The sequence below is a fragment of the Arsenicicoccus bolidensis DSM 15745 genome, from assembly GCF_000426385.1.
GTDB lineage: Bacteria > Actinomycetota > Actinomycetes > Actinomycetales > Dermatophilaceae > Arsenicicoccus > Arsenicicoccus bolidensis.
Map to the genome: position 1 here is coordinate 26345 of NZ_AUFG01000026.1, position 21949 is coordinate 48293.

At 71.8% G+C, this 21949-nt stretch carries 19 protein-coding genes and 1 pseudogene; 15 read left to right on the top strand and 5 right to left on the bottom strand.

Annotated features, from left to right (window positions below; genetic code table 11):
- The first annotated feature begins 70 nt into the window (after positions 1-70).
- The 5 genes and pseudogenes from K313_RS0113600 to K313_RS0113615 all read left to right on the top strand — a co-directional run bounded on the left by K313_RS0113600 (position 71) and on the right by K313_RS0113615 (position 2667).
- Complete coding sequence (locus tag K313_RS0113600; RefSeq protein ID WP_019284196.1) at positions 71-655, top strand: DUF2243 domain-containing protein; 585 nt, start codon at positions 71-73, stop codon at positions 653-655.
- A gap of 98 nt (positions 656-753) precedes the next feature.
- Positions 754-1215 (top strand): annotated as a pseudogene (locus K313_RS24945) (cytochrome c oxidase assembly protein); the annotation flags it as partial.
- 34 nt (positions 1216-1249) lie between these two features.
- The gene (locus K313_RS24950; protein ID WP_029212062.1) at positions 1250-1477 is read left to right on the top strand and encodes a hypothetical protein; all 228 of its coding nucleotides are present in this window, start codon (positions 1250-1252) and stop codon (positions 1475-1477) included.
- A 67-nt stretch (positions 1478-1544) separates the two neighbouring features.
- Entirely contained in the window at positions 1545-1757 is a 213-nt protein-coding gene (locus K313_RS0113610; RefSeq protein WP_029212063.1) for a hypothetical protein, read from the top strand.
- Positions 1750-2667 carry an oxygenase MpaB family protein gene (locus K313_RS0113615; RefSeq protein ID WP_084412846.1) on the top strand — a complete coding sequence of 306 codons (918 nt, stop codon included), beginning with the start codon at positions 1750-1752 and terminating at the stop codon, positions 2665-2667. Before K313_RS0113610 ends, K313_RS0113615 begins: the two co-directional genes overlap by 8 nt.
- 187 nt (positions 2668-2854) lie before the next feature.
- Here the strand turns inward: K313_RS0113615 and galK are convergent, their stop codons facing one another.
- From galK to K313_RS0113630, 3 genes are all read right to left on the bottom strand, one after another.
- Positions 2855-4027 carry a galactokinase gene (galK, locus tag K313_RS0113620; RefSeq protein WP_029212065.1) on the bottom strand — a complete coding sequence of 391 codons (1173 nt, stop codon included), beginning with the start codon at positions 4025-4027 and terminating at the stop codon, positions 2855-2857.
- Positions 4028-4133: 106 nt separating this feature from the next.
- Positions 4134-4907, bottom strand: coding sequence for a DeoR/GlpR family DNA-binding transcription regulator (locus K313_RS0113625; RefSeq protein WP_029212066.1), 774 nt, complete (start codon positions 4905-4907; stop codon positions 4134-4136).
- A gap of 5 nt (positions 4908-4912) precedes the next feature.
- A complete protein-coding gene (locus K313_RS0113630) occupies positions 4913-6919 on the bottom strand; it encodes a beta-galactosidase (RefSeq protein WP_029212067.1) in 2007 nt (668 codons plus the stop codon).
- Between the two features lie 178 nt (positions 6920-7097).
- Here K313_RS0113630 and K313_RS0113635 point away from each other — a divergent pair, with 178 nt between their 5' ends.
- From K313_RS0113635 to K313_RS0113660, 6 genes are all read left to right on the top strand, one after another.
- Positions 7098-8447, top strand: a complete 1350-nt coding sequence (locus tag K313_RS0113635; protein ID WP_029212068.1) for an ABC transporter substrate-binding protein — start codon at positions 7098-7100, stop codon at positions 8445-8447.
- A gap of 83 nt (positions 8448-8530) precedes the next feature.
- Positions 8531-9358 (top strand): carbohydrate ABC transporter permease, encoded by an 828-nt coding sequence (locus tag K313_RS0113640; RefSeq protein ID WP_240483984.1) that lies wholly within the window; start codon positions 8531-8533, stop codon positions 9356-9358.
- On the top strand, positions 9355-10248 hold the full coding sequence (locus K313_RS0113645; RefSeq protein ID WP_029212070.1) for a carbohydrate ABC transporter permease: 894 nt from the start codon (positions 9355-9357) through the stop codon (positions 10246-10248). The genes K313_RS0113640 and K313_RS0113645 overlap by 4 nt, the downstream gene beginning before the upstream one ends.
- Before the next feature lie 47 nt (positions 10249-10295).
- A complete protein-coding gene (locus K313_RS0113650) occupies positions 10296-11678 on the top strand; it encodes a UTP--glucose-1-phosphate uridylyltransferase (RefSeq protein WP_029212071.1) in 1383 nt (460 codons plus the stop codon).
- 130 nt (positions 11679-11808) lie between these two features.
- A complete protein-coding gene (gene trpS, locus K313_RS0113655) occupies positions 11809-12831 on the top strand; it encodes a tryptophan--tRNA ligase (RefSeq protein WP_029212072.1) in 1023 nt (340 codons plus the stop codon).
- A 16-nt stretch (positions 12832-12847) separates the two neighbouring features.
- A complete protein-coding gene (locus K313_RS0113660) occupies positions 12848-13390 on the top strand; it encodes a 2'-5' RNA ligase family protein (RefSeq protein WP_019284189.1) in 543 nt (180 codons plus the stop codon).
- A gap of 32 nt (positions 13391-13422) precedes the next feature.
- Here the strand turns inward: K313_RS0113660 and K313_RS22500 are convergent, their stop codons facing one another.
- Both K313_RS22500 and K313_RS0113670 read right to left on the bottom strand, forming a co-directional pair.
- On the bottom strand, positions 13423-14799 hold the full coding sequence (locus K313_RS22500; protein ID WP_029212074.1) for a D-alanyl-D-alanine carboxypeptidase family protein: 1377 nt from the start codon (positions 14797-14799) through the stop codon (positions 13423-13425).
- Between the two features lie 367 nt (positions 14800-15166).
- Positions 15167-16342: a glycosyltransferase family 4 protein gene (locus tag K313_RS0113670; RefSeq protein WP_029212075.1), complete on the bottom strand. Its 1176-nt coding sequence runs from the start codon at positions 16340-16342 to the stop codon at positions 15167-15169.
- Positions 16343-16497: 155 nt separating this feature from the next.
- On the opposite strand from K313_RS0113670, the gene K313_RS0113675 reads away from it, so the two are divergent.
- The 4 genes from K313_RS0113675 (at position 16498) to K313_RS0113690 (ending at position 21848) form a co-directional block, all read left to right on the top strand.
- Positions 16498-17607, top strand: a complete 1110-nt coding sequence (locus K313_RS0113675) for a mannose-1-phosphate guanylyltransferase (protein WP_029212076.1) — start codon at positions 16498-16500, stop codon at positions 17605-17607.
- A gap of 96 nt (positions 17608-17703) precedes the next feature.
- Positions 17704-19308, top strand: a complete 1605-nt coding sequence (locus K313_RS0113680; RefSeq protein ID WP_029212077.1) for an acyl-CoA mutase large subunit family protein — start codon at positions 17704-17706, stop codon at positions 19306-19308.
- A gap of 103 nt (positions 19309-19411) precedes the next feature.
- On the top strand, positions 19412-20656 hold the full coding sequence (locus K313_RS0113685) for an amidohydrolase (RefSeq protein WP_029212078.1): 1245 nt from the start codon (positions 19412-19414) through the stop codon (positions 20654-20656).
- A 139-nt stretch (positions 20657-20795) separates the two neighbouring features.
- Positions 20796-21848, top strand: a complete 1053-nt coding sequence (locus K313_RS0113690; protein WP_019284183.1) for a BMP family lipoprotein — start codon at positions 20796-20798, stop codon at positions 21846-21848.
- Positions 21849-21949: the final 101 nt, after the last annotated feature.

Sequence of the window (21949 nt, forward strand, 5' to 3'; positions counted from 1 at the left end):
GGTCGATGGGTCCTGGCGAGCGGCGTCGCGCAAGCGCCCGCCAGCTCGTTCGGCGCCCTAGCGTGGTCGCATGGCAGCGTCCAGCGACCCGCTCTCGCCCGGATCTTCCGAGCCGCGGAGCATCACCCTGCCCGGCATCCTCCTCGGTGTGGGCCTCGGCGGCTTCGTCGACGGGATCCTCCTGCACCAGGTGCTGCAGTGGCACCACATGCTGACCAGCGCGTCGACGGCCAACATCCCCATCGGCGACTACCCGGCCACCACGGTGCACGGGCTGCAGATGAACACGCTGTGGGACGGCCTGTTCCACACCTTCACCTGGCTCTGCGTCCTGGCCGGGCTGGGGATCCTCTACGCGCGGATCACGCACGACCACCGCCGGGCCTGGGCCTCCCGTGTGCTCTGGGGCTGGATCCTGGCGGGGTGGGGGCTCTTCAACCTCGTCGAGGGCATCGTCGACCACCACGTCCTGGGGATCCATCACGTCGTCAGCGGCCCCCACCAGACACTGGCGGACCTCGCCTTCCTGGGGCTGGGCGCTCTTCTGGTCCTCGGCGGCTGGCTCTTGCAGCGGTCGGCTCGGCCGGGCGTCGTGGCTGACGGCGCGGTGGTCATCGGCCGGGAGGGCTCACCCGGCGACCGAGGCCCGCGGTGATCCTTGCTCATGGCGGTGCCGCCTCCACCGGTGGGCCGGAGGCCTTCCTGCCCGCCGTCGTCCTGGGTCTCACCGCTGCTGCTGCAGGGTCGTATGCCGTGCTGGCCCGCCGCCAGGCGCGCCGGCACGGGTCCTGGAGCGGCTGGCGCACGGTGAGCTTCGTCACCGGGGCAGGCCTGCTCGGGATGGCGCTGGTGCCCGCGCTGTCCCCGTTCCCGGCCGGCGATTTCCGGGGGCACATGCTGCAGCACCTGCTGATCGGGATGTACGCACCGCTGCTGCTGGTCATGGGTGCCCCTGCCACGTTGCTGCTGCGCACGCTGCCGCCACGGCACGGGCGGGTGCTCGGACGACTGCTGCACGTGGCGCCGCTGCGCGTCGTCACCCACCCGGTCACGGCCCTCGTGCTCAACCTCGGCGGTCTCCTCGTCCTGTACCTCACCCCCCTCTACGTCGCCACCACCCAGCGTCCTGTCCTGCACCACCTCGTGCACCTGCACTTCCTTGTCGCCGGGTATCTCTTCGCCCACGCCATCGCCGGCCCTGACCCGGCCCCGTCGACCATCCGTCACCGCCAGGCTGGTCGTCCTCGGGGTGGCTGTCACCGGGCACGCGGTGCTGTCCCAGCTGCTGTATGCCGGAGCGCTCGTCCAGGTGCCCGTCTCGGCGGTCGAGCTGCGGGGCGCGGGGGAGCTCATGTACTACGGCGGGGACATCGCCGAGCTCCTGCTGGCGCTCGCGATGCTGACCACGTGGCGCCGGCCCAGAGCCGCCGGCCGGCGTCATCTCGCTGCGGGGCGGCAGGCGACCGCACAATGGTGAGCACCGGGGCCACCCACCGGCGCGCACCTCGCCGCCGCGACCGGCCCCTCCGTCGAGAGGCACCGACATGAGCGACACGACCGGCCAGCGCGCGGCGAACGACGAGGACCGACGCGACGAGGCTCGACGCGACGAGCGGGTGGAGGGCGCCGACGGCACGGCCGGCGACGGCGGGGGCGAGGTGTCCGAGACCGGTCTCGGCGGCACGGCTCCCGACGGTGGCGCGGACGCGGTTCCGAGCGAGCACACCACCCCCGGCCAGGACGGAGCCGATGTCTGAGCACGGGGCCGACCCAGCGCCCGCAGCGCCCACCTCGCTGCCTAGGCCCTTGTTCAGGCCCTTGTCCAGCGCGCTGTCCCTGCCCCGATCTCTGCAGCGTCGCATCGGCGAGGCCGTGCGGGAGAAGGTCGCCGGCGCCGACGCCGTGGCCGCCCACGACCGCATCTGGGGCACGCCCGGCGAGCGGTGGTTCACCGAGGACGACCCGATCTGGCGCGTGCACGGTGACGCGTCGATGTTCGCCGCCGGGATCACGGCGCTGCTGCTCCAGTCCCTGCACCCCTCCGCCATGGCCGGGGTCGCGGGGCACAGCGGCTATCGCGGCGACCCGTGGGGGCGGCTGCAGCGCACCAGCCACTACCTGGCGACCACGACCTTCGGCACGATCGAGCACGCGGAGCAGGCCATCGCCACCGTCCGCAGCGTGCACGAGCGCGTCCGGGGCAAGGACGACCTCGGCTGGCCCTATCGCGCGAGCGATCCGCACCTCCTGCGTTGGGTGCACGTCGCCGAGGTCTGGTCCTTCCTGACCGGGCACCAGCGCCACGGTTCGCGGCCCCTCACCCCGGCCGAGGCCGACACCTATGTCGCCCAGACCGCCATCCCCGCCGCCCGCCTCGGGGCCGGGGACCTGCCGGCGACCGTCCGCGAGCTCGAGGAGGCGTTGGCCGGCTACCGGCCCGAGCTGCGGGTGACTCCTGCTGCCCGGGACGCCGCCGACTTCCTGCTGCGCGAGCCGCCGCTGCCGCGTCCGGCGCGTCCCGGCTATCAGCTGCTGGCGCGAGGCGCGGTCGACCTGCTGCCGGGGTGGGCCCGCGACGAGCTGGGCCTCGCCCGCCCCGCGCTCGCAGCCCCCGCCGGTGCAGTGGGCACCCGGCTCGTCCGCTGGGGCCTCAGCGCCGTTGGCTGACCCGCCCCGCCCTCTCGCCCCGCACCCCCACCAGCCCCGCACCCGCACTCGCACCCGACGCCATTGGTCACCAATCACGTCCCAGCGGCCCTTATGAACGATCCAAAACGTCACTGGTGACCAATGGAGTCGGGGTGCGGGCGGTGCGGGCGGTCTGCGACCACTCTGGCTCACCCCAGCGACAAGATCAGGCGAGGCGCTCGGCCGGAGCCGCCGCCGTGGCCACGAAGTGCTGCGGCGCGCCCAGCCCCGCCTCGGCGAAGGCCCGCGCCACCGCGGCCGCCACCTGGTCACCGGTCCCGCGGCGCACCAGGGCGATCGCGGAGCCGCCGAACCCGCCGCCCGTCATACGCGCTCCCAGGGCACCCTCGGCGCGGGCGGTGTCGGCGACCAGGTCGAGCTCGGTCCCCGTGACCTCGTAGTCGTGGCGCAGCGACTCGTGGGACGCGTCGAACAGCCGCCCCACCTCGGCGAAGTCGCCGGCCGAGAGCGCCTCCACGCAGTCGCGGACCCGCTGGATCTCGGTGACCACGTGCCGCACCCGACGGCGCTGCACCTCGTCGTCCAGCCGGGACAGCGTCGACTCCAGCTCGGAGGACGCGATCTCGCGCAGCGACACGATCCCCAGCGCCTCGGCGGCGGCCTCGCAGGCGCTGCGGCGCTCGCCGTACTGGCCGTCCGTCAGGGCATGCGTGGCGCGGGTGTCGACGACGAGCAGCTCGAGGTCGTGCGCGTCGAGGTCGAAGGGCACCAGGCGCGTCGACCCGTCGCGGCAGTCGAGCAGCAGCGCGTGGCCCTCGGCGCAGCGCATCGCGGCGGCCTGGTCGAGCCCGCCGGTGGGGGCCTCGGCGATGACGTTCTCGGCGCGCATGCACACCTCGGCGAGCCGTGATCGGCCCTCGTCGGAGTCGAGCAGCCCGAGGCCGAAGAGGTCCGAGGCGGCGGCCCCCACGCAGCCCTCGAGCGCCGCCGAGGAGGACAGGCCCGCCCCGATCGGCACGTCGGAGGCCACGGCGACGTCCAGGCCGTGCACCTCGTGACCCGCGTCCCGCAGCGCCCACAGCACCCCGGCCGCATAGGACGCCCACCCGCCCGGCGTGCCGGCGGCGACGTCGGAGAGCTCCACCTCCGCGCGGCTGTCCGGTATGTCGGCGGACACCAGCACGAGCCGGTCGTCGTCACGCCGTCGGGCTGCGGCATACGCGCGGTGGGGCAGGGCAATGGGCAGGCACAGGCCGTCGTTGTAGTCGGTGTGCTCGCCGATGAGGTTGACGCGTCCGGGGGCCGCCCAGACCCCGGACGGCTCGGCCCCGAAGGTCTCGCGGAAGGTCTCCTCGGCGCGGTCGCGTGCGCTGGTCACGGTGTTCTCCTCACGGTGCGATCGCACGGTGCGATCCTCATGGGTTGTGCTCAGGTCGGGTGGCTCGGTGCGACGAGTCTCGCCGAGCGCAGCTCGTCCAGCGCGGTCAGACCGACGCCACGACGACGTCGGGGACGTGCTCGGACAGGGCGGCCCGGTCGTGGTCGCCGAGCAGCGAGTCGGTCACGACGACGTCGGCGCGGCTGAGCGGGACCACACCGGCGAGAGCGACGACGCCCGCCTTGGTGTGGTCGACGAGCACGACGAGGCTGCGACCGCAGTCGATCATCGCCTGGGCCGTGGCGACCTCGGCGAGGTTGGGGCAGGTGAACCCCGCCTCCGGGTCGAAGCCGTGGAAGCCGTGGAAGACCAGGTCGACGTGCAGCCCCCGCAGCGCCGAGATCGCGACCGGTCCCACGAGCGCGTGGGAGCGGGTGCGCACGCCTCCGGTGACGACGACCTGGCTGGAGCGGGGCAGCGCGTCGAAGAGCAGGTCCGCGGTGTCCGTGCTGTTGGTCACGACGGTGAGGTCCTCGACGTCCGCCACGGTCGCGGCGAAGGCGTAGGTCGTCGTCCCCGCCGAGATGGCGATCGTCATGCCGGGCTTGACCAGCTCACGGGCGGCCTGGGCGATGGCCTGCTTGGCGGCGAGCTCGCGAGTCGCCTTGGCCGCGAAGCCCGGCTCGTCGCTGGCGCCGGGACCGAGCGAGGTGGCGCCGCCGTGCACGCGACGCACGAGCCCGAGCCGGTCGAGCTCCTCGAGGTCGCGCCGGATGGTCATCTCCGAGACGCCGAGGGCGTCTGCGACGTCGACGACCCGGATGGCGCCCGACGACTGCACCTCCTTGAGGAGGGTGTCCCTGCGCTGGTGGGGGAGCACGGACCTCAGTCCCTCTCGGTCCCGGTCTCGCGGATGACGGCGACCCCGCCGGCGGCCAGCGCGACGCGTCCCTCGACCGGGGCGTCCGCCACGACGTCGTGCCCCGACGCCGTCACCTCGGCGGTGGTGTCCCCGTGGTTGATCGCGAAGAGCCAGGACCCGCGGTCGCCGGACCGCCGCACGAGCTCGACGCCGGGTGACGCCTCGGCCACGCGGTCGATGCCCGCCTCCGCTCGCAGTCCGTCGAGCAGGCGGCGCCAGCCCTCGTCGTCGAGGAGCGTGCTGACGTATGTCGCCGAGCCGCCGCCCGCGACGCGGCGGCGCGTCATGGCGGGGCCACCGTCGAGCGGCCCGTCGGCGTAGCGCGCCAGCACCTCGCAGTCGACGGCGTCGAGGTCCTCGGACCACACGGTGCCGGTCGTGCCGTCGTCGAGCCGCACCTGCTCGCCAACGCGGAGGGGGGAGAACTCCTGGCAGCGCACGCCCAGCAGGTCGCGGAACGCGCCGGGGTAGCCGCCGAGGCGGATGTGGTCGTGCTCGTCGACGATGCCGGAGAAGTAGGTGACGACGACGTGCGCCCCGCGTGCGGCGGCGTCGGCGACGGCGGTGGCGTGCTCGTCGCGCACGAGATACAGGGTGGGGACCACGACGACGTCGTAGCCCTCGAGGTCCGCGCCCGGGTGCACGACGTCCGCCGTGACGTGCAGGTCGCGCAGCGCGCGGTGCACCGCCAGCGCCGCGTCCGGGTAGTCGAGCGCCTCCGACGGCAGGGCGGGTCCGCCGGCGGCCCACTGCGCCTCGTAGTCCCACAGGACCGCCACGCGTGCCTCGACGCGGCTGCCGAGGAGGTCCGGCATACGGCCGAGGATCTCCCCGAGGCGGCTGACCTCGGCGAACCGACGGGTGTCCGGGCCGGCGTGGGGCAGCATCGCCGAGTGGTACTTTTCGGCGCCGGCCCGCGAGGCCCGCCACTGGAAGTAGCCCACGGTGTCCGCGCCGTGCGCGACGTGGGACAGGCTGTCGCGCAGCAGCTGCCCCGCGGGCTTGGCCGGGTTGACGGGCTGCCAGTTGACCGCGCTGGTGGAGTGCTCCATGAGCATCCAGGGCCGGCCCCCGGCGACGCCGCGGGTGATGGCGGCGGACAGCGACAGCTCGGCGGTGGGGTCGGGCAGGGCGTCCACCCGGTAGTGGTCGGTGCTGACCACGTCCACGTGCGAGGCCCAGGAGTGGTAGTCGAGGTGACGGAACCCGGTCATCGTCATGAAGTTGGTGGTGACGGGGACGCCGGGCGACAGCTCGCGCAGGACCGCCAGCTCGGCGTCGTGCTGGGCGAGCAGCTGGTCGGACTGGAAGCGCGTGTAGTCCAGGACCTGCGTGGGGTTGTTGATCGTGGGCGTGGCCCGCGGGGGCAGGACGTGCTCCCAGTCGGTGTAGCGCTGGCTCCAGAAGGCCGTCCCCCACGAGTCGTTCAGCGCCTCGAGGGTGCCGTGCCGGGCCTGCAGCCAGGTGCGGAAGGCCGCCGCGCAGCGGTCGCAGTAGCACGGGACGTTGTGGCAGCCGTACTCGTTGGACACGTGCCACATCGCGAGGGCCGGGTGGTCGTGGTAGCGCCGGGCCATCTGCGCCGTCAGCGCCACGGCGTGGTCGCGGAAGGTCGTCGAGCTGGGGCACCAGGCCTGCCGCGAACCCTGACCGAGCACGTGCCCCTCGCGGTCCACCGGGAGCGTGTCGGGGTGCTCCTGGCTCAGCCAGACCGGCGGGGCCGCGGTGGCGGTGGCCAGGTCGACCGCGATGCCCGCGGCCGCCAGCTTGTCCATGATCGTGTCGAGCCACTCGAACTCGTAGACGCCCGCCTTGGGCTCGAGCCAGGACCAGGAGAACACCCCGAGCGTGACGAAGGTGACCCCCGCCCGGCGCATGAGCTCGACGTCCTCGTCCCACGTGCTGCGGGGCCACTGCTCGGGGTTGTAGTCCCCGCCGTAGGCCACACCGTTGTCAGGCCACTGTCGCATGCGGTCCATCGTGTGAGACATTGTGCGAGTTGTCAACAGAAGTGCACATAGGTCTTGACAGGTGCTGGCGTGCGGGTGAACGATCATCGCCAACTGAGCGGAAATGTGTGAGTGGCGGGCCTCGTTGTGACCGAGCCGCACATCTCACGCCCGCTACTTCATCGTCGAAGGAGCCGTCATGCCGCGTCCGTCCTCCGAGGGCGAGTACCTCGCCTCGCTGGTCCCCTCCTCCGTCCGCGCGCACCAGCCGAGCCGCCGGAGCATCCTCAAGGGCGTCGCCGGGCTGGGGGCGGCGGCCACGCTGCCCGCGCTGCTGGCCGCCTGCGGCGGTGGCGGCGGCTCGTCGTCCGGCTCCGCCACGGGCACCCTCAAGCTCGGGTCCAACCAGTCGGACGCGGTGCCCAAGGCCGCGGTGGAGGCGATCGTCAAGGGCTTCGAGGCCGCCAACCAGGGCCTCGACGTCGCGATCAACACCATCGACCACAACTCCTTCCAGGAGAACATCAACACCTACCTGCAGGGCTCGCCGGACGACGTGTTCACCTGGTTCGCCGGCTATCGCATGCGCTTCTTCGCCGAGAAGGGGCTGATCGGTGACGTCTCCGACGTCTGGGGCTCCGGCGCGGCCTACAGCGAGGCGGTCAAGAAGGCCTCGACCGGCGCCGACGGCAAGCAGTACCTCGTGCCCACGACCTACTACCCGTGGGCGGTCCACTACCGCAAGAGCGTCTTCGACAAGCACGGCTACACGGTGCCCAAGACCCTCGACGAGCTCGTCGCGCTGGCCGGGCGCATGAAGAAGGACGGGCTGGCGCCGATCGCGTTCGCCGACAAGGACGGCTGGCCGGCGATGGGCACCTTCGACATCCTCAACCTGCGCGTCAACGGCTACGACTTCCACGTCAACCTGATGGCGGGCAAGGAGGACTGGTCGGGGGCCAAGGTCAAGAAGGTCTTCGACGTGTGGCGCCAGCTGCTCCCGGTCCACCAGCCCGACTCGCTCGGACGCACCTGGCAGGAGGGGGCCCAGTCGCTGCAGAGGGGCCAGTCCGGCATGTACTACATGGGCACCTTCCTGGCGCAGCAGTTCGCCAAGGGCGCCGAGCAGGCCGACCTCAAGTTCTTCAACTTCCCGGAGATCGACTCGACCATCGGTGCGGACGCCATCGACGCCCCGATCGATGGCTACATGATGTCCAAGCGCCCCCGCAACCAGGAGGGCGCCAAGAAGCTGCTCGGCTACCTCGCGACCGGTCCGGCGCAGGACACGCTCGTCCAGGCCGACCCGTCCGTCATCGCCTGCTCGGACCAGGCCACGACGGCGAAGTACACGCCTCTGCAGAAGGCCTCCCTGGACTTCGTCGAGCAGGCCAAGTCGATCGCCCAGTTCCTCGACCGTGACTCGCGGCCCGACTTCGCCTCGACGGTCGTGACCCCCGCCCTGCAGTCGTTCATCAAGAACCCCGGCGACGTCGACTCGATCGTGAGCCAGATCGAGAAGCAGAAGAAGACCATCTTCACCTCATGAGCACCACGACAGCGTCGACGCGTCGCCGCCCTTCTCGTCGGGGGACGCGGTTGTCGGGAGGGGACCGGGTCACCATCGCGCTGATGGTCCTGGTGCCTACCCTCGTGGTGGTCGGCCTGGTGTGGCTGCCCGCCATCGCGACGGTCGTGCTGTCCGTCTTCGACTGGGACGGCCTCTCGCCGTTCTCCGAGGCCGTCCCGGTCGGCGGGCAGTTCTACGACGAGGCCGTCAACACCTATCCGGCGTTCTGGCCCGCCATCCAGCACAACCTGATCTGGCTGGCGGTCCTGTTCTTCGTCGCGACGCCGCTCGGGATGTTCCTCGCCGTGCTGATCGACCGCGAGTCCCGGGGCACCAAGTTCTACCAGTCGTCCTTCTACCTGCCGGTCGTCCTGTCGATGGCCCTCGTCGGCTTCATCTGGCAGCTGATGTTCTCCCGGGACCAGGGCTTCATCAACGCCGTCACGGGGTGGACGATCGACTGGTACGGCGACTCGAGCTACAACCTGTGGGCCGCCCTCATCGCGACCACCTGGCGGCACACGGGCTACATCATGCTGCTCTACCTCGCCGGCCTCAAGGGCGTCGACCTGTCGCTGCGGGAGGCGGCCAAGGTCGACGGGGCGGGGGAGCGTCAGACCTTCTTCAAGGTCGTGTTCCCGGTGCTGGCCCCGATCAACATCATCGTCCTGGTCGTCACGGTCATCGAGTCCCTGCGGGCCTTCGACCTCGTGTGGGTCATCAACAAGGGACGCAACGGCCTCGAGCTGATCTCCACCGAGGTGACGCGCAACATCGTCGGCGAGGCCCAGCGCATCGGCTTCGGCTCGGCGCTGGCGACGATCATGCTCGTGATCTCGTCCCTCTTCATCGCCGTCTACCTGCGCATCGTCATGAAGGAGGAGAAGTGAGCACCACGACCGAGGTGCTGCGGCCCAGCGGCCGGCGCCCGATGACCGCGGGCCGGTGGGCGACGCACGGCTTCCTGCTGGTGATGGCCCTTCTGTGGCTGTTCCCGCTCGGCTACGCCGTGCTCGCCAGCCTGCGGTCCTACGACTACACCGCGCAGCACGGCTATCTGTCCTTCGGCGGCTTCACCCTCGACAACTACCGCAACGCCTGGGAGCAGGCCGACTTCACGCAGAAGTTCCTCAACTCCGCCATCATCACGGTGCCGGCGGTGCTGCTGACCCTGGCCCTGGCCTGCTCCATCGCCTTCGTGGTGGCGCGGTTCAGCTCGCGGTGGAACCTCGTGCTGCTCGCGGTGTTCACCGCCGCCAACCTCCTGCCCCCGCAGGCGCTGCTGATCCCGGTCTTCCGGCTCTTCCAGCGGGCCGAGGTGCCCTTCTGGTTCAGCGACTCGGGCACCCTGCTGGACAGCTACTGGGGGCTGATCATCGTCAACGTCGCCTTCCAGACGGGCTTCTGCGCCTTCGTGCTGAGCAACTACATGAAGACCATCCCCAAGGAGCTCTACGAGTCGGCGATGGTCGACGGGGCCAGCGTCTGGCGGCAGTTCTGGCAGATGACGCTCCCGCTGTGCCGACCGCCGCTCGCGGCCTTGGCGACCCTCGAGGTGACCTGGATCTACAACGAGTTCTTCTGGGCGACGGTGCTGATGCAGAGCGGTGACAAGTACCCCGTCACCAGCTCGCTGAACAACTTGCGGGGCCAGTTCTTCACGGACAACAACCTCGTCGCGGCGGGCTCGCTGATCGTGGCCGTGCCCACCCTCGCCATCTACTTCGCCCTCCAGAAGCACTTCGTCGCCGGGCTGACCCTCGGGGCGACCAAGGGCTGACGGCCGTCGAGTTGCCCCCGACACCCCCTGGACACGAAAGTGGTGCCATGAGCCACGACGGACTCGCGCGCGCGCAGCAGGTCATGACCGACGCCGGGGTCCACCCCACGGCGATCGAGGTCTTCAGCCACTACTACGGCGAGCTGGAGGGCGGGGCCACCGGCGTCATCCTCGAGGACTCGATCCGGCCGTTGACCGACCCGCCGTCGTTGGAGGCGGCCGACATCGACGAGGAGACGGCGCGCGAGGCGCTGGGCCGGACCGTCGTGATCAAGCTCAACGGCGGGCTGGGCACGTCGATGGGCATGAGCAAGGCCAAGTCGCTGCTGCCCGTGCGGGACGGCAAGTCCTTCCTGGACATCGTGGTGCAGCAGGTGCTGGCGGCGCGCGAGCGCTACGGCGTGCGGCTGCCGCTGCTGCTGATGGACTCCTTCAACACGCGGGCCGACACGCTGGCTGCCCTGCAGCGCTACCCCGACCTGCAGGTCGAGGACCTCCCGCTGGACTTCCTGCAGAGCCAGGAGCCCAAGCTGCGCACGGACGACCTGACGCCCGTCGAGTGGCCGGACGACCCGCAGCTCGAGTGGTGCCCGCCGGGCCACGGCGACCTCTACCCCTCGCTGCTGTCCTCCGGCATCCTGGCGGCGTTGCTGGACAAGGGTTTCCGCTACGCCACGGTCAGCAACGGCGACAACCTCGGCGCCTCCCCGGACGCCCGCCTCGCCGGCTGGTTCGCGTCCTCGGGCGCGCCCTACGCCGCCGAGGTGTGCCAGCGGACCGCCATGGACCGCAAGGGCGGTCACCTCGCGATCCGCAAGGACGACGACCAGCTGATCCTGCGCGACACCGCGCAGACCGCGGACGACGAGATGGACTTCTTCACCGACGAGCACCGCCACCCGTTCTTCCACACCAACAACCTGTGGCTGGACCTGCAGCGCCTGCACGACGAGCTGACCGCGCGCGACGGCGTCCTCGGGCTGCCGCTCATCCGCAACGTCAAGACCGTCGACCCCAAGGACTCCAGCAGCCCCGAGGTCTACCAGATCGAGTCCGCCATGGGCGCGGCCGTCGAGGTCTTCGAGGGGGCCCAGGCCATCGAGGTGCCGCGCAGCCGCTTCCTGCCGGTCAAGACGACCAACGAGCTCATGCTGCTGCGCTCGGACGTCTACGACCTGCGCGAGGACGGCACGCTGGCGATGCAGGTCGACGCGGCGCCGGTGATCTCCTTGGACAGCAAGCACTTCAAGCGGATCGGCGACTTCGAGCAGCGGGTGCCGGAGCGCCTGCCGTCGCTGCGCGAGGCGACCCGGTTCACCGTCGAGGGGGACTGGTCCTTCGGGGACGACGTCGTCGTCAAGGGCGACGTCACGCTCCCCGACGAGGGCGCGCCCAGCCGCGTCGAGGACGGCGCCGTCCTGCAGGGCTGAGACACCGGCCGTATGCCGGGGACCGAGCGGTTCCGGCATACGGCCTGGGCTCCTGCCACCCCTGACCGGACCCGCCCGCACGACCCACCACCGCCCGGACCACCCCGCCCGCCCTGCCAGAATGAGAGCCATGTCCTCCCAGCCCACCGCCCGCCCACGCACCCTGTCCGGCATGCAGCCGACCTCCGACTCGCTGCATCTCGGCAACCATCTCGGCGCGCTGGTCAACTGGGTGGCGCTGCAGGAGCAGTTCGACGCGTTCTACTTCATCGCCGACCTGCACTCCCTCACGGTGGCGACCGACCCCGAGCTGATCCGGCGACGCACGCGCGTCACGGCGGCGCAGTACCTCGCGGCGGGCGTCGACCCCGAGCGCTCCACGCTGTTCGTCCAGAGCCACGTCTCCGAGCACACCGAGCTGTCGTGGATCCTGTCCTGCCAGACCGGGTTCGGCGAGGCCAGCCGCATGACGCAGTTCAAGGACAAGACCGCCAAGGGCCACGCGGCCAACGTCGGGCTGTTCACCTACCCCATCCTCATGGCGGCCGACATCCTGCTCTACGACGCGGCCAAGGTCCCGGTCGGCGAGGACCAGCGCCAGCACCTGGAGATCACCCGCGACCTGGCGATCCGGTTCAACCAGCGCTACGGCGACACGCTCGTCGTCCCCGAGCCGCACATCGTCAAGGAAGGCGCCAAGATCCAGGACCTGCAGGACCCGACGGCCAAGATGAGCAAGTCCGCCGCCAGCGACAAGGGCCTGATCAACCTCCTGGACGACCCGGCCAAGAGCGCCAAGAAGATCCGCTCCGCCGTCACCGACACCGAGGCGGTCGTGCGCTACGACCCCGAGACCAAGGCGGGCGTGTCCAACCTGCTGACGATCCACTCGGTCCTGTCCGGCACGCCGGTCGCCGAGCTCGAGGCTCACTTTGAGGGCAAGATGTACGGCGACCTCAAGAAGGAGACCGCCGAGGTGCTCGTCGAGTGGGTCACGCCGTTCCGCGACCGGGCCAACGAGCTGCTCGAGGACCCCGCCGAGCTCGACCGCATCCTCGCTGCCGGTGCCGAGCGCGCCCGCGAGGTGGCCTCGGCCACGCTGGGTCGGGTCTACGACGCCGTCGGCCTGCTGCGACCAGCCGGGCACCGCTGAGCCTGGAGGAGTGACGGTGCCGGTCATCGGAGTCTCGATCGCCATCCCCGAGCCCTGGGGGTGCGAGCTGCAGCGCGCGCGGCTGTCCTACGGCGACGAGCAGGCGCGCGGCATCCCGACGCACGTGACGGTGCTGCCGCCGACGGAGGTCGACGACGCCGCGATGGACGGCATCCACGAGCACCTGCTGCGGTCCGCCGCGTCGGTCGCGCCGTTCACGCTCGAGCTGCGCGGCACCGGGACCTTCCGCCCGGTCTCGCCGGTGGTGTTCATCCAGGTCGCGCGCGGGATCCCGGCCTGCGAGCAGCTCGAGGCGACGGTCCGGCGCGGTGTGCTGGAGCGCGACCTGAGCTTCACCTACCACCCGCACGTGACGGTGGCGCACGGCCTGCCGGAGGACGCCCTGGAGCAGGCGTTCGTCGAGCTCGCCGACTACCACGCGCAGTTCACCGTCGGCGAGTTCTCGCTCTACGTCCAGGGCGACGACGAGGTATGGCGTCCCATCCGCCGCTACCCGCTCGGGGACGCCAGCCAGGCCTACGTCAGCTGCGGCAGCTGATCCTGCCCGCTGCGCTCAGCGCCCGCGACTGCTCAGCGCTTGCGCCCGAGGCGCCGCGTCAGGAGGGCGCCGGCGGCGAGCACCAGCACGGCGAGCACGCCTGCGCCCCACCACGTCAGGAGGGCGCGTGCCACACCCGTCGGCTGCGGCGTCTGTCCCGCGGTGGGGGAGCTGGAGGTGGGCGCCGGCACTGGCGTCACCGTGGGCGGCACCGAGGGGGAGGCGCTGGGCGTGCCGGTCGGGGTCGCCGGCGGCGTCGTGTCCAGGGTGCCCACGCCGCTGACCTTGGTGCCGTGGGCGAACGCCCAGTCCATCATGGCGGCCACGTGGTGCCAGTCGGCCGTGTCGGAGCACATGAAGCTCACGACATAGGACCGGCCACCCCGCGTGGCGGACCCGATGAACGTGCGGTGGGCCCCCGTCGTGTAGCCCGTCTTGACCCCCGTCGCGCCCGGGTAGTTCATGAAGAAGTGGTTGAGGTTGGGCACGGCATAGGGCGTCACCACGGTGCCGTCGGGCTGCTTGGCGCCGGGGAAGGGCATCTCGCGCGTGCCGACATACGACCGGAAGTCCTTGCGCTGCATCGCCGCTCGCCCGATCACGACCAGGTCGTAGGCGCTGCTGCGCTGCCCCTGTGCGTCCAGCCCTGACGGGTCGACAGCCACAGTGTCGCGGGCGCCGAGCCCGGCCGCGGTGGCGTTCATGCGCTGCAGGGTGCCCGCGACGCCGCCCGGCGCCGACCGGGCCAGGGCATAGGCCGCGTCGTTGGCGGACTGCATCAGCAGCGCGCCGTAGAGCTGGTGCACGGGATAGGGGTTGCCGGCCACCATGCCTACCCGCGTGCCCTCGGCGGCCTGGTCGGACGCGGTCGCGGTGACGACCCGCTTGGGGTCGAGCTGCGGCATGACGGTGAGCGCGGTGAGGGTCTTGAGCGTGCTGGCGGGATAGAGGTGGGCGTGGGGGGCCTTGGCGGCCAGGATCGTGCCGGTCTGCTGGTCGGCGAGCACGTATGACGTCGCGTCGAGCTGCGGGGGCTGCGGCACGCCCGCGGGCACCGCCGTGACGATGCCGCTGGTGCCGAGTTGGTCGCCGCCGACGGGGTGCTCACCGGCTCGGACCACTGGCGCGGGGTAGTAGCTCGGGCTCGGGGTGGCCGTGGGCGTCGGCGTCGGGCTGGCCGTGGCGCCGGCGCGGCCACGGCGGGTGGGCGGTGCAGGTGGTGGCGGCACGCGCGTGCCGGCGCACGGGGTGCGGGTGACCGCGAAGGTCGGTGCCGGTGTCGGCGCGGCGGGCGCGCGGCTGGTCGTCGCGGGTGCGGCCTGGGCCACGCCGCCCAGCGTCAGGGTGGCGCCGAGCGCAGCGGCGGCAGCCCGGCGCGTGCGGCGACCCGGTGTGCGGTGGTGCGTCATACGTGATCCCCCTGGCGCCCTCGGTCCGGACGCCTGATCCCCTCGGCACCCTAGCAGCGCCGCCCAGCCCACCTCGCGTCCCCTCGACGCCCACCGAGGGGACGCGAATGCTCGCGACACGCCGCGCTACGCCACATTCGTGTCCCCTCGACACCGGGGAACGACCGCCTGGTCCGCCTCGCCGGGCCCCGCGCGGCGTTCGTGGGCTGGGAGCTCACGAAGGTGCGATCCGGAGGGCCAGGATGGGGCGTTCGTGGGCTGGGAGCTCACAAAGGTGCGATCCGGAGGGCCAGGGTGGGGCGTTCGTGGGCTGGGAGCTCACGAAGTTGCGTTCCGGACGCCCCGCTGGACGGTCGAGCGGCGGTCGTCAGGCGGCGGAGGCGCGGTGGCGGGCGATCGCGTCCTCGTAGTGTCCGACGAGCTGGTCGACCAGCGCAGCCCAGGACCGCGGCTCCACCTTGACGAGCCCGGCCGAGCCCATGGCCTCGCGCAGGGCGGGGTCCGCGACGAGGGTGCGCACGTGCTCGACGATCGAGCGGGGGTCCGCGGGGTCGAAGAGGAACCCGGTCGTGCCGTGGTCGACGAGGTCGAGCGGGCCACCCATGGCGGGGGCGACGACGGGCAGCCGGCAGGCCGCCGCCTCCTGCAGCGTCTGGCCGAAGGTCTCGCGGGTCCCCGTGTGCGCGAAGACGTCGAACGCAGCGTAGGCGCGAGCGAGGTCGTCGCCCGAGCGGCGCCCGAGGAAGACCGGGGGCAGGTTGGGCCGCCCCGGGCTGCCCGCCACCGCTTCGCTGAGCTGCTCGGCCAGGGCGGTGCGGGACGGTCCGTCGCCGACCAGCACGATGCGCGTGCCCGGGATCGTGGCGACGTCGACGAGGCGGTGGATCTCCTTCTCGGGGGCGAGGCGCCCGACATACCCCACGAGCACCTGGCCGTCCGGCGCGAGCGCCCGGCGCAGCGCCCGCGACCCGGCGTCCTCGCGCCACTCGGGGCGGAACAGGCCGGTGTCGACGCCGCGTCCCCACAGCCCGGTGCGGGGCACCCCGTGCGCGCGGATGTCGCTCAGCGCGGCGCTCGAGGGGGCGAGGGTCAGGTCGGCGAGGGAGTGGATGCGCCGGATCCAGCGCCAGGCGGCCTTGGCGGCGGCGCGGCCGGTAGCGGCGCCGGCGACGTTGCCGTGCTGCTCCAGATAGCTCGGCATGTCGGTCTGGTAGATCGCGACGCACGGCAGCCCCAGCCGGTCCGCGGCGGTCAGGCCCCTCGCCCCGAGCACGAACGGCGACGCCACGTGCACCACGTCCGGCCGGAACTCCCGCAGCACGTCCTCGATCTCGCCGGTCGGCAGCCCCACCTGGAACTGCCGCACCGGGATGCTGGTGACGGCTCGGACGGGGAACCCGGCGTAGCTCTCGGGGGCGTGGGAGGGGGCGATGACGACGGCGTCGTGCCCGGTCTCGAGCAGGCGGTCCAGGACCCGGCAGACGCTGGTGGTCACCCCGTTGAGCGACGGGAGGAAGGACTCCGTGACGATCGCGATCCGCACGTCCTCACCATCCGTGACGTCGGTGAGGCGGGGGAGACGGGGTGGGGTGTGTCGGGTGGCGCTCAGGTGTCCTTCGGATGACGGCCGGTATGCCGACCCGCCCGATCCTGGGGAAGGGGTGAGGCGCGGGGCGCGCGTTGGATAGCGTGTCACCCATGTCTGCCGAGGCCACCGATCCCCGTCTGTACTGCGTGATCCCCGCCGGTGGTGCCGGCACCCGCCTGTGGCCGCTGTCGCGGTCCGGGCGGCCCAAGTTCCTGCACGACCTGACCGGTTCGGGGCGCTCGCTGCTGCAGTCGACCTACGACCGGTTGGCGCCGCTGTGCGACGGCCGGGTGCTGGTCGTGACGGGGGCCCGCCACGAGGCGGCGGTCGCCGCCCAGCTCCCGCGCGTCGCCCCGGGGGACGTGCTGGTCGAGCCGGGTCCCCGCGACTCGATGGCAGCCATCGGGCTCGCCGCCGCGGTGCTCGAGCGCCGTGACCCCGACGCGATCCTCGGGTCCTTCGCGGCCGACCACGTGATCGAGGGCGAGGAGCAGTTCCACGCGTGCGTGAGGGAGGCCGTCAACGTGGCGGCCCAGGGCTACGTCGTCACCATCGGCATCGAGCCGACCTATCCCGCAACGGGTTTCGGCTACGTGCGGGAGGGAGGCGAGCTTCACGTCGAGGGCGCCCCTCGGGCCCGCCTCGTGTCGGAGTTCGTCGAGAAGCCCGACGCGGGCACCGCTGCGGCATACCTCTCTCTCGGCACCTATCGGTGGAACGCCGGCATGTTCGTCGTCAAGGCGTCCGTGCTGCTCGACCTGCTCGCGGAGTACCACCCCGAGCTGGCGGCCGGGCTCCGCGCGATCGCCGCGAACCCCTGGGTGCTCAACCAGACGTGGAAGGAGCTCGACAAGATCGCCATCGACCACGCGGTGGCCGAGCCGGCCGCCGCCGCCGGTCGCGTCGCCGTCATCGCCGGCGACTTCGGCTGGGACGACGTGGGCGACTTCGACTCCCTCGCGGGCCTGCTGCCGTCGGCGGGCGAGACCCCCGACCGCCAGAACGTCGCGGTGCTCGGCCCGGCCGACAACGTGCACATCCGCAACGCCTCGGGGGTGGTCGTCAACCGCTCCGGCCGCCAGGTGGTGCTGCTCGGCCTGGAGGACGTGGTCGTGGTGGACACGCCGGACGTGCTGATGGTGACCACCCGGCGCCAGGCGCAGGACGTCAAGTCGATCGTCGAGCTGATGAAGGAGCGCGGCTACCCCGAGCTCACCTGAACCCCACGCCCTCGCCGACGTCCTTGCCCGCAGCGGCGGCGCGTTAGTGCGGGGGTGCGCGCGACCGGCAGGGACCGCACGACTAGGGTTTGAGTCATGGCTGACAGCACCGACAAGCCCACCGCCCGCACCGAGTCGGACCTGCCGCTGGAGGCGGTCTACGACGCGTCCTCGCTCCAGGGCTTCGACCCCGACGACAAGCTCGGCAGGCCTGGGTCCTACCCGTTCACCCGAGGCGTCTACCCGACGATGTACACCGGCCGTCCGTGGACGATGCGCCAGTACGCCGGGTTCGGCACCGCCAAGGAGTCCAACCAGCGCTACCACGAGCTGGTCAACGCCGGGACCGGTGGTCTCTCGGTCGCCTTCGACCTGCCGACCCAGATGGGCTACGACTCCGACGCGCCGCTGGCCAGCGGCGAGGTCGGCAAGGTGGGCGTCGCCGTCGACTCGCTCGACGACATGCGCGTGCTGTTCAACGGCCTGCCGCTGGACAAGGTGTCGACGTCGATGACGATCAACGCCCCGGCCTCGACCCTGCTGCTGATGTACCAGCTGGTCGCCGCCGAGCAGGGCGTCGCCGCGGGCCAGCTCACCGGAACGATCCAGAACGACGTGCTCAAGGAGTACATCGCCCGCGGCACCTACATCTACCCGCCGGCCCAGTCGCTGCGCCTGATCTCCGACATCTTCGCCTACTGCAACAAGGAGATCCCCCGCTGGAACACGATCTCCATCTCGGGCTACCACATGGCCGAGGCGGGGGCCACGCCGGTGCAGGAGATCGCGTTCACGCTCGCCAACGCCAAGGCCTACGTCCAGGCCGCGATCGACGCCGGTCTGGACGTCGACGCGTTCGCGCCGCGCCTGTCCTTCTTCTTCGTCGCCCGCACCACCCTGATCGAGGAGGTCGCCAAGTTCCGCGCGGCCCGGCGCATCTGGGCGCGGATCATGCGCGACGAGTTCGGCGCCAAGAACCCCAAGTCGCAGATGCTGCGCTTCCACACGCAGACCGCCGGCGTGCAGCTGACCGCCCAGCAGCCCGAGGTCAACCTCGTCCGCGTCTCGTTGCAGGGCCTGGCCGCCGTTCTCGGCGGCACCCAGTCGCTGCACACCAACTCCTTCGACGAGGCCATCGCCCTGCCGACGCAGAAGGCCGCCCGCCTGGCCCTGCGCACCCAGCAGGTCATCGCCTTCGAGACCGACGTCTGCAAGACGGTCGACCCCTTCGCCGGCTCCTACGTCGTCGAGTCCCTCACCAACGAGATCGAGGAGGCCGTCTGGGAGCTCCTCAAGAAGGTCGACGACCTCGGCGGTGCCGTGCCCGCGATCGAGCAGGGCTTCCAGAAGTCGGAGATCGAGCGCTCGGCCTACGCCACGCAGCTGGAGACCGACTCGGGCGAGCGGACCGTCGTGGGCCTCAACAAGTTCACGATCGACCAGGAGGAGCACTACGACCCGCTGCGCGTGGACCCGCAGATCGAGGCCGACCAGTGCCAGCGCCTGGCGGACCTGCGCGCCGCCCGCGACAACGCGGCGGTCGAGGCCAAGCTCGACGCGCTCCGGACGGCGGCCGAGGGCACCGGCACCAACCTGCTGCTGCCGATGAAGGAGGCCCTCGAGGCCAACGCCACCGGCGGCGAGGTGTCCAACGCCCTGCGCGACGTGTGGGGCCAGTACGTCCCGCGCGACGCCTTCTGACCCCCACGCCGACCGTCACGCTGACCGTCGCGCTGATCACCGACGGGTCCTGGATCCGGCCCGCGACCTGACTCGGAACCCATGCGCGGTAACCTTGCCGCCCATGGGCTCCGAGCACGTTCAGCAGGTCGCACCCCCGAGCGATGCGCAGGTCGTCGACCAGCTGCGGGCCGACATCTCGGCTGCCGTGGACGCGCTGGAGCCGGAGCTCATCGAGGTCCGCCGCGACCTGCACGCCCACCCCGAGCTGGGCTTCGCCGAGCAGCGCACGACCACGCGGATCTCCCAGCGGCTCAAGGCCGAGGGCCTGCGGGTCACCCCCGTGCACCCGACCGGCCTGGTGGTCGACCTCGGCCCCGCGGAGCCCCGTCGGCGGATCGCCGTCCGCGCCGACATCGACGCCCTCCCGCTGACCGAGACCTCCGGACTGCCCTACGCGTCCGTGACCGGCGGCGCCTGCCACGCCTGCGGGCACGACGTGCACACCACCTGCCTGCTCGGTCTCGCCCTCGCCCTCGCGCCGCACCAGGAGTGGTTGCGGGAGCAGGGGTATGCCGTCCGCCTGCTCTTCCAGCCCGCGGAGGAGGTCATGCCGGGTGGGGCCCACGCCCTGGTCGCCGCAGGCCACCTCGAGGACGTGGACCAGGTCTTCGCCCTGCACTGCGACCCGGGCACCGACGTCGGTCAGGTGGGGCTGCGCACCGGCGCGATCACGGCGGCCACCGACGTCCTGACGGTGCGCCTCACCGGAGCGGGCGGCCACACCTCGCGGCCGCACATCACCCAGGACCTCACCTATGCCCTGGCCTCGGTCGTCACCGGGCTGCCGGCCGCCCTGTCCCGGCGCGTCGACCCGCGCGCGGGGCTGGCCCTGGTGTGGGGGTCGATCCACGCAGGGGAGGCCGGCAATGTCATACCCTCGACCGGCACCGCGTCGGGCACGCTGCGGATGCTCGACGCCGACGTGTGGGACTCGATCGGCCCGCTGGTGGACGACCTCGTCGGGCACCTCGCGGCGCCGTACGGCGTGGCCGTCGAGATCGACCACCGTCAGGGCGTGCCGCCCGTCGTCAACGACGCCGACGCGGTGGCGCACCTGGTCAGCGGCGTCACCACGATGGTCGGGGCCGACGCCGTGGTGCCGACGCCGCAGTCGCTGGGCGGCGAGGACTTCTCCTGGATGCTGCGCAGCGTCCCCGGAGCCCTCGCGCGCCTCGGCACGCGGACGCCCGGCGGCACGACCTACGACCTGCACCGACCCGACCTGGTCGTCGACGAGCGGGCCATCGCCGTCGGCGTGCGGACCCTGGCCGGCACCGTGCTGTCGGCCCTCGTCGCGACGCCCTAGACGCGCCGCGCCGGCCGTGGTGGCCCACGCGGCCACATAACAGTTCGTCACCGCTTCGGCGCACTCGGGGCAACCCGGCGTCGGCCCGCCGGAGCCGCGGTCTAGGGTTTGCTCATCCGTTCCAACGAAGGAGTCACCCTTGATCCGCATCGTCAAGGTCGCGACCGCGCTCACGGCCGCCTCGCTCGCCCTCGCCGCCTGCGGCAGCCCCAACGACACCGAGTCCGGCTCGTCCGGCGGCCAGTCCTCCGGCGCGGCCGGTGGCTCCGCGATCAAGGTCGGCATGGCCTATGACGTGGGCGGCCGTGGTGACCAGTCCTTCAACGACTCGGCCGCCAAGGGTCTCGACGAGGCCAAGGCCCAGCTCGGCGCCCAGACCAAGGAGTCCGTGGCGACCGCCGGCGAGGCCGAGTCCGCCCGCGAGGAGCGACTGCAGCAGCTGGTCGAGGCCGGCTACACCAACGTGATCGCCGTGGGCTTCGCCTACGCCCCGGCCGTCAAGAAAGCCGCTGCCGACAACCCCCAGGCCAAGTTCGCGCTCGTCGACTCCACCGACGCCAAGGGCGCCAACATCCAGAACATCGTGTTCTCCGAGCAGGAGGGCTCCTACCTCGCCGGTGTCGTCGCGGCCAAGAAGTCCAAGACGGGCAACGTCGGCTTCGTGGGCGGCGTCCAGACCGACCTGATCAAGAAGTTCGAGGCGGGCTACGTCGCCGGCGCCAAGGCGACCAACCCCAACATCAAGGTGCAGGTCAAGTACCTCACCCAGCCCCCGAACTTCTCCGGCTTCGCCGACCCGGCCGCCGGCAAGACCGCCGCAGAGGGCATGCTCTCCGCGGGTGCCGACGTGATCTACCACGCCTCCGGCGGCTCCGGCTCCGGCGTCTTCACCGCCGTCAAGGCCAAGAACGCCATGGCCATCGGCGTCGACTCCGACCAGGCCAAGACCGCCCAGGCCGACGTCCGCGACGTCATCATCACCTCCGTCGTCAAGCGCGTCGACGTGGGCGTCCTGGAGTTCATCAAGCAGGTCAAGGACGGCAACCTCAAGTCCGGCGAGGCCGTCTTCGACCTCAAGTCCAACGGTGTCGAGCTCGCCACCACGGGCGGCAAGATCGACAACCTTAAGGCCGAGCTCGACAAGGCCAAGACCGACATCGTCTCCGGCAAGATCGTGGTCCCCACCAAGTGACCGGTCTGACCTGACCTGATCGACCCTCGCAGCACCTCGCACGCACGTATGCCGCAGCCCGGCCGCCAGACGGACACCCCGACGGCGGCCGGGCTTCGGCA